This is a genomic window from Arthrobacter sp. TJ-266, from assembly GCF_058269115.1.
Genome location: NZ_JBZCNC010000003.1, coordinates 188211 through 201279, shown reverse-complemented (window position 1 = coordinate 201279; position 13069 = coordinate 188211). Strand labels below are relative to the sequence as shown.

Annotated in this window: 12 protein-coding genes; 8 read left to right on the top strand and 4 right to left on the bottom strand. The window is 68.6% G+C overall.

The annotated features are described in order from the left end of the window. The first annotated feature begins 220 nt into the window (after positions 1–220). The 5 genes from AC4D12_RS09580 (at position 221) to AC4D12_RS09560 (ending at position 3959) form a co-directional block, all read left to right on the top strand. Positions 221–1402 carry a Gfo/Idh/MocA family protein gene (locus AC4D12_RS09580; protein ID WP_490949698.1) on the top strand — a complete coding sequence of 394 codons (1182 nt, stop codon included), beginning with the start codon at positions 221–223 and terminating at the stop codon, positions 1400–1402. Continuing rightward, positions 1395–1529 carry a hypothetical protein gene (locus AC4D12_RS09575; protein ID WP_490949697.1) on the top strand — a complete coding sequence of 45 codons (135 nt, stop codon included), beginning with the start codon at positions 1395–1397 and terminating at the stop codon, positions 1527–1529. The genes AC4D12_RS09580 and AC4D12_RS09575 overlap by 8 nt, the downstream gene beginning before the upstream one ends. Further along, complete coding sequence (locus AC4D12_RS09570) at positions 1526–2221, top strand: ThuA domain-containing protein (protein ID WP_490949696.1); 696 nt, start codon at positions 1526–1528, stop codon at positions 2219–2221. The genes AC4D12_RS09575 and AC4D12_RS09570 overlap by 4 nt, the downstream gene beginning before the upstream one ends. Continuing rightward, positions 2206–3324, top strand: coding sequence for a Gfo/Idh/MocA family protein (locus AC4D12_RS09565; RefSeq protein ID WP_490949695.1), 1119 nt, complete (start codon positions 2206–2208; stop codon positions 3322–3324). Before AC4D12_RS09570 ends, AC4D12_RS09565 begins: the two co-directional genes overlap by 16 nt. A 428-nt stretch (positions 3325–3752) precedes the next feature. Continuing rightward, on the top strand, positions 3753–3959 hold the full coding sequence (locus AC4D12_RS09560) for a hypothetical protein (protein ID WP_490949694.1): 207 nt from the start codon (positions 3753–3755) through the stop codon (positions 3957–3959). 78 nt (positions 3960–4037) lie between these two features. On the opposite strand, the gene AC4D12_RS09555 is transcribed toward AC4D12_RS09560, so the two are convergent. The 3 genes from AC4D12_RS09555 to AC4D12_RS09545 all read right to left on the bottom strand — a co-directional run bounded on the left by AC4D12_RS09555 (position 4038) and on the right by AC4D12_RS09545 (position 7235). Continuing rightward, positions 4038–4961, bottom strand: a complete 924-nt coding sequence (locus tag AC4D12_RS09555; protein WP_490949693.1) for a carbohydrate ABC transporter permease — start codon at positions 4959–4961, stop codon at positions 4038–4040. Continuing rightward, entirely contained in the window at positions 4961–5902 is a 942-nt protein-coding gene (locus AC4D12_RS09550) for a carbohydrate ABC transporter permease (RefSeq protein WP_490949692.1), read from the bottom strand. The genes AC4D12_RS09555 and AC4D12_RS09550 overlap by 1 nt, the downstream gene beginning before the upstream one ends. A gap of 67 nt (positions 5903–5969) precedes the next feature. Further along, the gene (locus tag AC4D12_RS09545; protein WP_490949691.1) at positions 5970–7235 is read right to left on the bottom strand and encodes an ABC transporter substrate-binding protein; all 1266 of its coding nucleotides are present in this window, start codon (positions 7233–7235) and stop codon (positions 5970–5972) included. Positions 7236–7357: 122 nt separating this feature from the next. Here AC4D12_RS09545 and AC4D12_RS09540 point away from each other — a divergent pair, with 122 nt between their 5' ends. Next, positions 7358–8587 (top strand): ROK family protein, encoded by a 1230-nt coding sequence (locus AC4D12_RS09540; RefSeq protein WP_490949690.1) that lies wholly within the window; start codon positions 7358–7360, stop codon positions 8585–8587. 65 nt (positions 8588–8652) lie between these two features. Here AC4D12_RS09540 and AC4D12_RS09535 read toward each other — a convergent pair whose 3' ends face one another. Beyond that, positions 8653–10344 (bottom strand): exo-alpha-sialidase, encoded by a 1692-nt coding sequence (locus tag AC4D12_RS09535; RefSeq protein WP_490949689.1) that lies wholly within the window; start codon positions 10342–10344, stop codon positions 8653–8655. 290 nt (positions 10345–10634) lie between these two features. Here AC4D12_RS09535 and AC4D12_RS09530 point away from each other — a divergent pair, with 290 nt between their 5' ends. Together AC4D12_RS09530 and AC4D12_RS09525 are read left to right on the top strand one after the other, a co-directional pair. Further along, positions 10635–11654 carry a LacI family DNA-binding transcriptional regulator gene (locus AC4D12_RS09530; RefSeq protein WP_490949688.1) on the top strand — a complete coding sequence of 340 codons (1020 nt, stop codon included), beginning with the start codon at positions 10635–10637 and terminating at the stop codon, positions 11652–11654. Positions 11655–11802: 148 nt separating this feature from the next. Continuing rightward, the gene (locus AC4D12_RS09525) at positions 11803–13068 is read left to right on the top strand and encodes an ABC transporter substrate-binding protein (RefSeq protein ID WP_490949687.1); all 1266 of its coding nucleotides are present in this window, start codon (positions 11803–11805) and stop codon (positions 13066–13068) included. Position 13069 lies beyond the last annotated feature (1 nt).

Here is a 13069-nt window from a genome sequence, read left to right as displayed (position 1 = left end):
GTCGTAGTGGACCGGCCGATCATGCAGTGGGCCCCTCGCGGGTCATCACGGGGCGGACGACCAGGAGCGCGAGCATCCTGTGCTCGTCCGCCGAACCTCGGAACGAGCGGAGCGGCATCCCGTCTCCGCTGATCCTGACGTAGGTTCCGGTGCATCCGCCGACCCGTTGGCCGACCCACTGTGAACTGCGCCAAACAGACCGAAAGGAAGACCCAGCCTCATGACCTCTCCGTCACAACCGGCCTTGCGCATCGGGATGGTGGGCTACGCCTTCATGGGCGCCATGCACTCCCATGCCTGGCGCACCGCTCCGCGCTTCTTCGACCTGCCGCTCCGGCCGGATCTCGCCGTCCTCGCCGGACGCGACGGGACCGCTGTCCGGGCGGCGGCTGACGCCATGGGCTGGCGCGACACAGAGACCGACTGGCGGGCCCTCGTGGAGCGCGACGACGTCGACCTGATCGACATCTGCACCCCCGGTGACACGCACGCGGACATCGCGATCGCCGCCCTCGAGGCGGGGAAGCACGTGCTCTGCGAGAAGCCGCTCGCCAACTCCGTGGAGGAGGCCGAGCGCATGACCGCGGCTGCGCAGGCCGCCGAGGAAAAGGGGGTGTTCGCGATGTGCGGCTTCTCCTACCGCCGCACCCCGGCCATCACCCTGGCGCGGCGCCTCGTGGAGCAGGGGCGCCTGGGGACCATCCGGCACGTGCGCGCCCAGTACCTCCAGGACTGGCTCTCCGACGAGACCTCGCCGATGACGTGGCGGCTCGACCGGGAGAAGTCGGGCTCCGGCGCACTCGGTGACATCGGCGCGCACAGCATCGACGCCGCCCAGTACGTGACCGGGCTGGGGATCACCGGGGTGTCCGGCTCGCTCACCACGTTCGTCCACGAGCGCCCGCTCAGCGGGGAGCGGGCGGGCCTCGGCGGTTCCGGCTCCACGGACGGCGGGATGGGGACGGTGACGGTGGACGACGCCGCGATCTTCAGCGCGCGGTTCGACGGCGGCGCGATCGGCGTCTTCGAGGCCACGCGCTTCGCCCTCGGCCGGAAGAACTCCATGCGCCTGGAGGTCAACGGCACGCTCGGCTCCCTCGCCTTCGACTTCGAGCACATGAACTCGCTCGAGTTCTACGACGGCACGCAGCCGCAGGAGATCGCGGGCTTCAGCACCATCAACGTGACCGAACCGGTGCATCCCTACACCGGGAACTGGTGGCCCGCGGGGCACGGCCTCGGCTACGAGCACGGGTTCACGCACCAGGTGGTGGACCTCGTCCAGGCGATCGCCGACGCGCGGACGCCGTCGCCCTCCTTCGCCGACGCGCTGCAGGTGCAGAGGGTCCTGCGCGCCGTGGAGCAGAGCGACGCGCAGGACGCGGGGTGGCAGCATGTCTGAGCACGCACCCCGGTCCGTCACGCTCTTCACCGAGCTCGCCACCATCGCTCCTCCCGCCGCATCCTTCGACGCGGCCTTCTCCTCCGCAGTCACCACCGACGACTCCCTCAGGAAAGAGACACCATGACCAACAACGAAGCACTCGTCGTCCGGGGCGGGTGGGAAGGACACCAGCCCATCGAGGCGACGGACCGTTTCATCCCGTTCCTCCGCGACCACGGCTACACCGTGCGGATCGAGGAGTCCCCGAAGATCTACGCGGACGCCGACTACATGCGCACGGTGGACCTGATCCTCCAGTGCAACACCATGAACACCATCGAGAAGGACGAGTTCGCGGGCCTCCGCTCGGCCGTCGAGGCCGGGACCGGACTGGCCGGGTGGCACGGCGGGATCGCGGACTCCTACCGCAACGAGTCCGACTACCTCCACCTGATCGGCGGGCAGTTCGCCTGCCACCCGGGCAAGCACCCGGACGAGAGAATCGGCGAGCAGTCCGACAACTACGTGCCGTACCGCGTGACCATGCTGCCCGCCGCCGCGGAGCACCCGATCACGCAGGGCATCGGCGACTTCGATCTCGTGACCGAGCAGTACTGGGTACTCGCGGACGACTACATCGACGTGCTCGCGACCACCACCCAGGCCGTCCGTGAGTGGGATCCGTGGAACCGCCCGGTGACCTCACCTGCGATCTGGACGCGGCAGTGGGGTGAGGGGCGGATCTTCGTCTCGACCCCCGGCCACCGCGTCGAGATCCTCGACGACCCGAACGTACGCACCATCATCGAGAGGGGTTTGCTGTGGGCGAGCCGCTGAACGTCGGCATCATCGGCTGCGGAGCGATCGTGGCCCAGTACCTGAAGACCCTGCCGCACCTGCCATCCGTGACCCTCCGCGCTGTGGCGGATCTCGACGTCGGCCGCGCGCAGTCCGTCGCCGCCTCCCAGGAGGGCGTGCGGGCGCTCACCGTGGACGAGCTGCTGGCCGATCCGGAGGTGGACACGGTCCTGAACCTGACCATCCCGGCGGCCCACGCGGAGATCGCCCTGCGGGCCATCGCGGCGGGGAAGCACGTGTACGGGGAGAAGCCCCTGGCCCTGACCACCGCTGAGGCCCGTGCGGTCCTCGACGCGGCGGAGAAGGCGGGCGTGCGGGTGGGTTGCGCGCCGGACACGGTCCTCGGCACGGGTATCCAGACGGCGCGTCAGGCGATCGACGACGGACTGATCGGACGGCCCATCTCGGCGAGTGCCACCATGGTGACGCCCGGGCACGAGCGGTGGCACCCCAACCCCGACTTCTACTACGTGCCGGGCGGGGGGCCGCTCCTGGACATGGGCCCGTACTACGTCACCGCGCTCGTCACGCTGCTCGGTCCGGTGGCCTCCGTCATCGGCGCCGCCAGCCACACACGCACCGAACGGACGATCGGCAGCGGCCCGCGCGAGGGCGAGCAGATCCCCGTCTCGATCGACTCCCACGTCACGGGAGTGCTGGTGCACGAGTCCGGTGCGCTGTCCACGCTCGTCATGAGCTTCGACGCCGTGCAGACGAGGTCCTCCAACATCGAGATCCACGGCGAGCGGGCGAGCCTCTCCGTCCCCGACCCGAACCACTTCGACGGCGAGGTGTCCATCTGCACCCTCGGCGCTCGCGAGGAGGGCTGGGACACGCTCCCCACCAGCGCCGGCTACATCGACGCGGGCAGGGGATTCGGGCTGGCGGACATGGCGATGACCGCGCCGGGCGAGGAGTACCGGGCCAACGGGCACCTCGCGTTCCACGTGCTCGACGTCATGGAATCGCTGCTGGCCTCCGCTGCGCAGGGCGCCTCGATCACGGTGCGGAGCAGGGCCGCGCGGCCGGCCGCCGTGCCGCTGCGTTCCCTGGTGGAGTCCGTCGCCGGCGTGCAGGGCTAGTCCTCTGCCATCCCAGGGCTCCCGGCCGGCGCGTGCGCGGCCGGGAGTTCCAGGGCGGCGGGGGTGCCGACAGCCGTCCTCGTTCGTGCACGGCGAAGGCCGTGTCTCGATGATCCTGCCCATGGCGCGAACGCGCGGACCTGTCCTGCGAAACGGGTCCTCACCGCGAACGGTCGTGGCCCGTGTTCTTCTCGTCGTCGGTGATCCTGCTAGGAGCTGACATCGATCGAGGGGTGGCCGAGCTTCGTTCTCCGCGTCCTGCGCCCCATGATCATGGCCACCACCCTCACGGCGCCGGCCGATTGCGGCGCCGGTCGGGGATCGGTGACGGGCGTTGTTCCTCCGCAGGGTTGTGCCATCCGGTGCCGCTGCATACCGTGAAAGCTCACCTAAGCTCGAAACCTGACGGCACGACCACAGGAGTGATCATGAGCGAAGAAGTGAACCGTACCTTCCTGACCCTGTTCATCGGATTGATCGTCTCCGGGGCCGCGCTCGTTCTCGCACTTCCGGCGATCTTCGGTCCGCACGAACCGAGCCAGGCCGTGCTCACCATGGTTCTCGGCGGCGTGACCGCGATCTTCGCCGTCGGCGTCGTCCTGATGCGGCCACCGCGGCGCACGCCGGCTGACTGACTGACTGACGCCCAGCAGGCGTAAACGACGAGGGCTCCGCGCTGACAGCGCGGAGCCCTCGTGCGTGCGTGCTTGTAGTCAGCCCTTGACGGCGCCCTGCGTCACGCCTTCCATGACCCACCGCTGCGTGAAGACGAACACGAGGATGGCGGGGGCCATGGCCATGAGGTAGGACGCGAAGGACACGTTGTAGTTGTTGCTGAACTGGGTCTGGAAGATGTTCTGCAGCACGGGCAGCGTCTGGAGCGACGGGTCCGAGATGATCAGGGATGGCATCATGAAGTCGTTCCAGGAGGCGAGGAAGGCGAAGATGCCGACCGTCGCGCTCATGGGGGCCAACAGCGGGAAGATCAGCTGCCAGAAGGTCTGCCAGGTGCTGGCGCCGTCGATCCTCGCGCTCTCCTCCAGTTCCGCCGGGATGGAGCGCAGGAACGCCGTGAACAGCAGGATGCTGAAGCTCAGCTGGAACATGATGTGCAGGATCGTGACGCCGAGCGGGCTGTCGAGGCCGAGGAGACCGGTGAGCTGGATCTGGGGGAGCGCGACGACGGGGAACGGGATGAACATGGCGCCCAGCAGGTAGTAGAAGGACCAGCGGAACAGCTTGCGGTCCCAGTTCCTCGAGATGGCGAAGGAGGCCAGCGCGCCGAGGAGGATGGTGCCCACCACGGTGCCCGCCGTGATGAGGATGGAGACCGTGAAGGCCCGTGGGTAGTCGGTGAGGGTCCACGCGGTGGTGAACCCCTCCACGCTGAACGGTGCGGGCAGGGAGAACGCGTTGCCGTCCACCGCCTGCGACTGGGTCTTGAAGGCCATCGAGACGGTGACGTACAGCGGCACGATCACCGTGATCGCGGACAGGAGCAGCAGGATGGTCAGTGACCAGCTGGAGCGTCCGCTCCGCCCCGAGGGCTCGCGCTTCGACCGGCGTCGACCGCTCTTCTCCTCGAGGGTGACGGCGGCGTCGACATCTCTGGCGATGAGTGTGGGTTGAACGGACATCAGCGGGCGTTCCTTCCACGCGTGAGGCGGAGCTGGATGAGGGAGATGACGACCACGATGATGAAGAACATGGTGGCGTTGGCCATCTGGTAGGCGTAGTCGCCGCCCGTGAATCCGGTGACGATGGTCATCGGGATGCTGCGGGTGGCCGTGCCGGGCCCGCCGTCGGTGAGGCCCACGATCACGTCGTAGGCGTTGAGGAAGTTCTTGAAGCCGAGGATCACGTTGATGACGATGTACCCGGCGACGAGCGGCACCGTGATGCGCAGCAACTGCTGCAGCTTGCCGGCGCCGTCGAGGTCCGCCGCCTCGTACACATCGCCCGGGATGGCGAGCAGCCCGGCGATGTAGATGAGGAGCGTGCCGGGGATGGCCTGCCAGGCGGTCACGATCACGATGCTCACCCAGGCGAGATCCGGATTGGCGAGGATGCTCTCACTCAGCACGTCGATGCCGAGGGCCTGACCCACCGCGGGGAGCGAGTTGGAGAACAGGAAGTTGAAGACGAACGCGATGATGATGCCGGACACCACCATGGGGATCACGAACACCGTCCGAAGCCCCGTCTTCAGCTTGATCCGCGCCGTCAGCCCGACGGCCAGCAGGAACGCGATGACGTTCACGACGATCACCGTGCAGATCGCGAATCCGAGGGTGAACAGGTAGCTCTGCAGGATCGCGGGGTCGGAGAACAAGGCGATGTAGTTGGTGAAGCCGATGAAGTCCCAGTCCCCGAAGCCGATGGAGTTCGTGAGGCTGAAGAAGATACCGACGACGGCGGGCAGGGTGATCGCGAGCGTGAAGATCACGAGGCTCGGGAGGAGGAAGGCGTAGTAGATGCCCTCGACGCCCCGCCGCTTCCTCGCGGGGGCCGCGGGTGCTGCGGTAGCCCCCGCAGCCGGAGTGGCCTGCGGCGGAGGTGCCGCCGTCGTCTTCGTCATGCTCGGCTCCTTGGATCGGACTGCTGCAGGTCGGAATGCTGCTGGGAGGGGAGGTGCGGGTGGCGCGTCACTGGCGGAACGCCAATCGCGCCCAGTCGCCGTCGAGCGTGGTCAGGGTTCCCTCGACGTCGCTGCCGAGTGCGAGGCCCTGCGCGTAGTTGTCGATCGGGATGGTGATCGGGATGGCCTTGGAGGGGCCCTGGTAGAAGTCCGCGGCGTCGTAGTACTCCTTCATGCCGAGGATCCGGGGATCGGTGACCGGGGCGGCATCCACCGTGGTGCCGTAGCCGAGTTGCGCGGCGTTGTACTCGTCCATGACGTCCTGGCGGAAGAGGTAGCTGAGGAAGGCACGTGCGCCCTCCTTGTTCTCCGATGCCTCGGGGATCCAGGCGGCGAGGTCGATGTTCACGCGGACCTCGAGATCCTCGGGGTCGTCCGTCATGGGCAGGGGGAAGGTGCCGAGATTGAGATCGGGATTCGTCTTCGCGATCTCGCCGAACGCCCAGGGCCCCTGCAGGTACATGGCCGCCTGCCCCTGCGCGAAGGCGAGGTTGCCGTCGCCGTACGTACGGGATGCGGCGTCCTGGTTCGTGTAGTTCTCGATCAGATCCTTCATGGAGCCGAGCGGCTCGGCGAAGTCCTTCTCGAAGGAGACCGGGCTCTCGGGGCCCACCTCGGTGCCGAGGGAGTTCATCTCGTCGTAGAAGCCTGCGACGTCGACGTCCCCGCCCACGGTGTAGTCGAACCAGCCCTGCGCCACGGTCCAGGGATCCGCGAAGGTGCCGTAGATCGGTGTGACCCCCGCAGCCTTCAACTGCTCGCAGACGGCGATGAGCTCCTCGTAGGTCTCCGGGACCTCGAGCCCCTGCGCCGCGAAGATGTCCTTGTTGTAGATGACGGAGGCCGCCATCACGGAGTACGGCAGCACGCTGGTGCGCCCGGGGTAGGTGGCGTACTGGTCCACGAGGTCCTGGACCTCGGGGAGGATCCGCTCGGCCTCCGGCATGTCGGAGAGGTCGCTCAGGGCGCCGCGCTCCATGAAGCGCGCCATCTCCATGTTGTAGTTCAGCAGACCGAGATCCGGCGGGTTGCCGCGGAGGAAGCCGGCCTGGAGGTTCGACGACGAGTCGAGCACCACCTCGACGTCGTCCTGGCTCGCGTTGTACTCGCCGATCAGCTCGTTGAAGTAGGGGATGGCCTCCGGCTTGCTGAGGTGGAAGCGGACCGTCTCGGGGCCTCCGGTGCCGGCGCACCCGGCGAGGGCCGAGGTGGTCAGCGCGAGGCCGAGGGATGCGGCCAGCAGGCGGGGTGTGCGGCGGGAGGGTGTGGGCACGTCGTTGTCCTTTGCCGTTCTCTTCGTCGAGGGGAAATACTCTGGCCATTTGATCTAGCGACTAGATCAAGTCTCCTGCGATCATGGTCCAACACGATCACGAGAGGGTCAAGTACTTGTCGATGACGCCCCACCTGACCAGCGCGCCTCCACGGGCGAGCCTCGACGCCCTCCTGGCCTTCGCCTGGGACGCCGGTGTCTTCGTCAGCGCGGACGCCATGGCGGCCACCGGACTGACCCGGACGACGGCGATCGACGGGCTCGACGAGCTCATCTCCCTGGGCCTCCTGCGGGAACTTCCCAATGCGCGAGCCGTGGGGGAGTACAGCAAGGGACGGCCCTCGCGCCGCTTCGAGTTGCGGTCCGACGCCGCCGTGGTGGTCGGGATGGACGCCGGACGCTCCCACCTGACCACCACCGTGGCGGATCTCCGTGGGCGGACGATCGCCACCGAGACGCGCGAGCTCGACGCGACCGACGCGGACCCGACCGCGCGGCGTCGGGCGGTGCTCGACGCCATCGACTCCGCGCTGGATGCGGCCGGACACGCACGGGACGACGTCCTCGCGGTGTGCGTCGGCGTGCCCGCGCCGGTGGACGCCGACGGCAGGTCACCGAGCCACCGTGAGCACTTCTGGCAGCTCATGAACCCGGACCTGCAGGCGATGCTGGAGGAGTGGGTGCGGATCGTCCGCCTCGAGAACGACGCCTCCTTGGCGGCCATCGCCGAGGGAACGGTGGGCGCGGCGCGCGGGTGCCGCAACTACGTGGTGCTCCTCGCCGGGGACCGCTTCGGCGCCGGAGTGGTGCTCGACGGCCGCCTGCTGCGCGGTGCGCACGGCGGAGCCGGCGAGATGGTGGCGCTCGACCACGTGCTCGGGGTGGGGAGCGCCGCGGGCATGGGCCTGAGGCTCACCGAGTGGGTGCGGGACGCCGCGGCCGCCGGGGAGTTCCCGGCGGGTCATCCGCTGGCGGACCTGCCGCCCGACCAGCTCACCGGACGCGCCGCGCTCGACCTGGCGCGGGCGGGTGACGCATGGTCGCAGCGCATCGTGGAGCGCGGCGGGGAACTGCTGGCCCGCATCACCGCGGTGTTCGGCAGCCTCTACGACCCCTCACGCGTGATCGTGGCGGGGGCGGTGGCGGAGAACCTCGATCAGGTGGCCGAGGTGTCACGCCGCCTGTTGCCGGGCGAGGTGGACCTCGCGGTGCCGGAGCTGGTGCTCTCCTCGCTCGGGGCGGGCTCCGTGGCCACCGGGGCCGTGTGCGCGGCGGTCGAGGCGGCGAAGGCCGGCGTGCTGCACCTCGGTGGAGCGGGGCCGAGGCTGCACGGGGTCGACGGCGTTCGCTGATGGCTGATGAGCGCGAGAAGGGCGGGGTGCTGTCGCACTCCCGCCCTTGCCGCGACCTCCAGCCGCTACGGCCGGTACACCTGTAGCACGTCGAGTTCGGCGAAGGACGTGCCTTTCGTGAACCAGACGCTGTTGCTGCCGGCGTTGAGGTAGGCGGTCATCTGCGCCCACTGGTAGCGGCCCCAGTTGACCGTCGCCGGGTACGAGAGGGCGGTTGAGGTGCCGTTGTTCACCCGGACGTTGTGCGTGCTCGATGCCCCGGTGCCGTTGGCGTACCGCACGTTGAACGTGTAGGTGCCCGCTGTTGGCGCGTTGACGGTGAAGGTCACGGAGCTGCCGGGGTTGTTGATGTTGCCGACCTTCGAACCGTTGGAGGTGTCCGGGTCGGGCACCACGATCGCGTCCTGGCGGACGGCGGACTCCGCCTCGTAGGAGGTGGCGTTGAGCGGGATGGAGCCCACGCGGACGTCGTTGTACGTGGTGCGAAGGTTCTCGACGTTCGTGGCCTGGTACAGGGTGCGGCCGTCGGGGCTGACGTCGAAGCCCTGGGCGAATCCTGTGAACGTTCCGCCCTCGGTGTCCGGTCCGTCGTAGGTGACCGCGTAGGGCATGCGCTGCCACGGGCCCTCGCCGAGGTTGTAGTTGACGTAGAAGTTCTGTCCGCCGTCGATGGTCCCGCTCGGATCGAGCGACCACTTGGAGGCGACGATGACCGTGCCCTTCGGCCCGCCGGTCGGCACCCATTTCACGAAGGGTGAGGAACCGATGCCGCGGCCGTCGGCGAGCCGGATCGGTGTCCCGATGCTCGTCTCGGGGGACCAGTTCAGGCCGTCCGGCGAGATCTTGTAGTAGGCCGGCGCGGTGTTCTTGCTCTGACTCGGCCGGTTCACCACTTCGAAGGTCGCCATGTAGCGGCCGTCCTGCATCTTCGTCACGGTGATCATGCCCGGGCGGTCACTGCGATTGGTGGGCGCGGAGACGTTCACGAGCGGACCCCAGGTGAGGCCGCCGTCCAGCGAGCGACGGTAGGAGATGGCTTGCAGGACTCCTCGGGCCTTCTGGCGTTCGTCCGAGAAGTAGGCGACGAGGCCGCCACCGCCGTCGACGGCGAGGGACGGTTCCCACACGGTGGTGGTGGTCGATGTGGGGCTCGGATCGTACGTGGCCGGCCCGCCCTGATCGATGGTGCTGTGGAAGGACCAGGTGACGCCCTTGTCGAGGCTCTTGTAGACCACGAGCCTGCTGCTGGAGCGGTCCTGGGGCATGATCATGCCCGTCAGCAGGACCGTGCCTGCGGGCAGGTTGCCGACCTGCTGCGGAAGCTCGTACAGATACGGCTGCGAGGTGCGGGTCAAATTCGGGAAGTTGGCCGAAGGTCGGATCTCGGACACCTTCGACCACGAGGTGCCGTTGTTGGTGCTCCGGTAGATGGGGTAGACCTGCACCCCGTTGACGAGGACCAGCTGATCGAACGTCACGAGCTGGGTGCCATTGGACGTGCCGCTGTTCTTGAGCGAGACGATCTTCGCGTAGGTGGTGCCGGCGGCCCGGCCCCCTTCGGGGTTGAACGATGAGCCGGCGGGTGGCGAGTAGACGAGGGCCCCGTTGCCGGTGGTGACCGCCTCCGTGGGCGGGGCCGCGGGCACCTGGGTGGCGAGCAGGGCGGTGCCGAGTATCAGGGCCGCTATCGAGCGCAGCAGCCGTTGGCGTCGTGTGTGGGGTCGGGCATGAGTGGGCAGAGCGTCTTGAGGGTGCACGTTTTCTCCGTTGAAGGTGTGACAGAAGAGGGCGCTCGGAAACGAGCGCGAAGACGCTGGAGTGGCAGCAGGACGTGAGACGGGTCGATGAAGTACAACGTTGAACTGCAACGATGTACATACCGTAGGGTCGGCACAGGAGCGGGTCAAGAGCTCCTGTGAAAGCGGCATCGACGGACGCAGGGGAGTCGCCATGACAGGCGGGGCGGATCGCCGGGCCGCCTAGACTCGTGAGCGACCGGCCCGACGTCGAGTCCGGCGTCGGTGCCCGTGCCAGAGAGAGGACTCCCATGACCGTGACGATCCGCGACGTCGCGAAGGTCAGCGGGGTCTCCATCAAGACCGTCTCCAACGTGGTGCACGGTCAGGCCCGCATGCGGCCCGAGACGCGTGCGCGCGTGCTGCAGGTCATCGAGGAGCTCGGCTATCGGCCCAACCTCTCCGCCCGCCAGTTGCGCTCCGGCCGCTCCGGCATGATCGGCCTGATCGTCCCCGATCTCCGCAACGCCTACTTCGCCGAACTCGCCGACTCCGTGATGCGCGCCGCGGCAGCGAAGGGCCTCGCCGTGGTGATCCAGCCCGTGGGCGGCGGCCGCGAACAGGAACTCGCCACGCTGCGCAGCCCCCACAAGCACATGGTGGACGGCATCATCTACAGCGCGCTCAACGTCGGCGAGGGCGACGTCGAGGTTCTGCGCGAGGCGGACACGCCCGTCGTCGTGCTCGGGGACACGCCTTTCGCGGGGAGGGTGGACCGCATCACCATCGCCAACGTGGAGGGCGGCCAGGCCGCCACGGCACACCTCCTCGCCGGCGACCGACGCCGGATCCTCGCCCTCGGCGCGAACGACGGCGACAGCGTGGCCACCGCGGACCTCCGCCTCGAGGGGTACCGGGCTGCGCTCGCGGCCCACGGCGTGGCGTACGACGACGGCCTGGTGCGCTTCGCCGCCACCTGGACGCGCGCCGGGGGAGCGGAGGAGATGGCCGCGTGCCTCACCGACGGCGTCGCGTTCGACGCCGTGTTCGCCCTGAACGACGCCCTGGCACTCGGCGCGATGCGCGTGCTGCAGCAGGCCGGCCGGTCCATCCCCGAGGACGTCGCGATCATCGGCTTCGACGACATCGAGGAGGCCCGCTTCTCCCTGCCGAGCCTCACCTCGGTGAACCCGGGCCGGGACCAGGTGGCCGAGGCCGCCGTGGAGCGGCTGATGCTCCGGATCGACGGGTCCCACGAGGACCTCGCTGCCGAGGAGATCCGCGCGGGGCTGACGCTCGTGGAGCGGGAATCGACGCGCCGGAGAAGCTGACCGCCTCGCCCCCTTGCGTGATCCGAACGCGCGGTGCATGCTTTGGTACAACGTTTACCTACAACGTTTACCGCGCACAGGATCCCGCCGTCGGGCACTGCGCGATCAGCGCCTAACCCACGACGACGTGGGAGAAGAAAGGACCGACATGAAGAAGTCGATCACCCTCCTGGCCGTGCTCTCCCTCGCAACGCTCTCCCTGACCTCGTGCTCGCAGGGCGGGGACCAGGCCGCGAGCGAAGGCCCCACCGAACTGACCTTCTGGCACGGCTACACCGAAGCGGACGGCGACGTGATGAACGCGATCGTCGAGGACTTCAACGCCTCTCAGGAGGACGTCACGATCACTGTGCAGACCAACCCGTGGTCCGTCATCGACGACACCCTGCTGCCTGCGCTCTCCTCGGGCGAGGGCCCCGACATCGTGGCGATGCCCGCCGAGCGCCTCCCGGTCTACGCCGACCGCGGCGCCTTCGTGGCCCTCGACGACTTCTACACGCAGGAGGGCTCGAACACCGATCAGCTCATCCCGGCCACCGTGGACATGGAGACCGTGGACGGCGTGAAGTACGGCGTCCCCACGGGCTTCGTGCCGCTGGCCATGTTCTACAACAAGGCGCTCTTCGCCGAGGCCGGCATCACCGAGCCGCCCACCACGTGGGACGAGTGGCTCGAGGCCGCGAAGACGCTCACCAAGGACACCAACGGTGACGGCGAGCCGGAGCAGTTCGGCGTCGCGATGCCGGACCACGCCACGGTGGCCAACGGCGTGTGGCCCACCCTGTTCTACGGCAACGGGGGAGGGGTGGTGGAGGACGGCCAGGCCGTCATCGACTCCGAGGAGAACGCCGAGACCCTGCGGACGTGGGTGGACGCCATCGCGACCGGCAAGATCTCCCCCACGGGCCTCGACGGGATCGCCGGCGACGGCCTCTTCACGAGCGGCAAGGCCGCCATGTACCTCGGCGGGCCGTGGATGGCAGGGCTCTCCACCGAGAACAACATCGACTACGGCATAGCGCCCGTCCCCGCGGGGCCCGAAGAGCAGGCGGCATCGGCCATCGGCATCTCGATGGGCATCACTGACCAGGGCGACGACGCAACCACCGAGGCGGCGCAGCAGTTCTTCAGCTACTTCCTCCAGAAGGAGCAGGCCACCGCATGGTCCCTCGGCTCCGGCTGGCCGCCCCTGCGCTCGGACATCCCGGTGAGCGACGTCGCCGAGAACGCGGTGGTCGCCGCGCTCACCGAGCAGGCCGCGTTCGGCCGCCCACTACTGCCGGGTGTGGTCAACAGCACCGACGTGCTCACCGCCGTGGACGAGCTGACGCAGCGCGCCGTGGCCGGCGAGGACATCGACGCCCTGCTCAGCGAGGCGCAGACCACCATCCAGGGCGTCCTCGACGCGCAGTAGC

Excerpts from the sequence above, each read along its gene's own strand:
- AC4D12_RS09550 (WP_490949692.1), bottom strand. The coding sequence starts at position 5,902 with ATGACGAAGACGACGGCGGCACCTCCGCCGCAGGCCACTCCGGCTGCG.
- AC4D12_RS09540 (WP_490949690.1), top strand. The coding sequence starts at position 7,358 with ATGACGCCCCACCTGACCAGCGCGCCTCCACGGGCGAGCCTCGACGCC.
- AC4D12_RS09525 (WP_490949687.1), top strand. The coding sequence starts at position 11,803 with ATGAAGAAGTCGATCACCCTCCTGGCCGTGCTCTCCCTCGCAACGCTC.
- AC4D12_RS09560 (WP_490949694.1), top strand. The coding sequence starts at position 3,753 with ATGAGCGAAGAAGTGAACCGTACCTTCCTGACCCTGTTCATCGGATTG.
- AC4D12_RS09555 (WP_490949693.1), bottom strand. The coding sequence starts at position 4,961 with ATGTCCGTTCAACCCACACTCATCGCCAGAGATGTCGACGCCGCCGTC.
- AC4D12_RS09570 (WP_490949696.1), top strand. The coding sequence starts at position 1,526 with ATGACCAACAACGAAGCACTCGTCGTCCGGGGCGGGTGGGAAGGACAC.
- AC4D12_RS09575 (WP_490949697.1), top strand. The coding sequence starts at position 1,395 with ATGTCTGAGCACGCACCCCGGTCCGTCACGCTCTTCACCGAGCTCGCC.
- AC4D12_RS09580 (WP_490949698.1), top strand. The coding sequence starts at position 221 with ATGACCTCTCCGTCACAACCGGCCTTGCGCATCGGGATGGTGGGCTAC.
- AC4D12_RS09530 (WP_490949688.1), top strand. The coding sequence starts at position 10,635 with ATGACCGTGACGATCCGCGACGTCGCGAAGGTCAGCGGGGTCTCCATC.